Source organism: Campylobacter concisus, from assembly GCF_002914195.1.
Classification (GTDB): Bacteria; Campylobacterota; Campylobacteria; order Campylobacterales; family Campylobacteraceae; genus Campylobacter_A; species Campylobacter_A concisus_M.
This window is the reverse complement of record NZ_PPAU01000049.1, coordinates 1-816: the sequence shown is the minus strand read 5'-3', so window position 1 is coordinate 816 and position 816 is coordinate 1. Positions and strand designations below refer to the sequence as shown.

General features: G+C 33.2%; 2 protein-coding genes. Both read right to left on the bottom strand.

Annotated elements, in window-relative coordinates:
• Positions 1 to 283: hypothetical protein (locus CYP28_RS01775; protein ID WP_141090887.1), on the bottom strand; the 283-nt coding region annotated here is incomplete at its 3' end.
• Positions 280 to 666: a hypothetical protein gene (locus CYP28_RS01770; RefSeq protein WP_103592878.1), complete on the bottom strand. Its 387-nt coding sequence runs from the start codon at positions 664 to 666 to the stop codon at positions 280 to 282. The genes CYP28_RS01770 and CYP28_RS01775, both read right to left, overlap by 4 nt.
• Positions 667 to 816: the final 150 nt, after the last annotated feature.

Here is an 816-nt window from a genome sequence, read left to right as displayed (position 1 = left end):
TTAAAATTTTAGAATATCTATCTTTTTTATCGACAACACCTTTGGCAAAGTTATCGTTTATATTTAGCTCAAATCTATCTTTTAGTATTTGAGGATTTGCATAACGAAGGTTATCCTGAATTGTTTCTACTGGGATTGCAGGATTGATTGCCTGGATCGGATTTCCGTTTTGATCATATTGTTGTTGTTGCTGTTGTTGTTGCGTATTGAACATCTTATCGCTATCGACAGCATAAAGTTGTGTAGCAACAGCAATGGCGATTAGTATTTTAAGGCTTTTCATTTTGCACTCTCTTGTATCTCTTGAATTTTTAATGTATTTATCAAGAAGTTAATTTTATTGCTATCTATGTTTTTTATCTTCTTTGAATTTTCAAGCAAAAGCTCCAAAATTTCATTGTGTGTTTTTTCTGGATCAATCCCAATATTGTTGCCCACCAAAACTATATTTTTACCCTTGATTACGTCATCTGAAGTTACGGTTTGATTATAAACAACGCTTTTAGATCCCTTATATTTCTTTAGATCTTCAAAATTTTTTACTTTTTTAAACTCGCCTGCTGGGAGGACATACTCAGTAGTGATTTGTTTCTCTGCAATTTGTTCTGCGTGTAAAGCAGAGGTTGCCAAGATCATCAGTGTTAGAATTTTATTCATCGTCTTCATCATATTGCCTTTTACCCTTTTTGTTTTGTTTGCCTTTAGTATTTTCTCCAAAGCCACGTTGCTTTCTTAGTTTAAAAGCCTTTTCTTCACTAATCTGATCGCCTTTATAGCAAAACATCATAAGCCCCTGATTGCTATCTAAGCTAAACC

Coding starts and splice junctions, on each gene's coding strand:
- CYP28_RS01770 (WP_103592878.1), bottom strand. CDS start 666: ATGAAGACGATGAATAAAATTCTAACACTGATGATCTTGGCAACCTCT.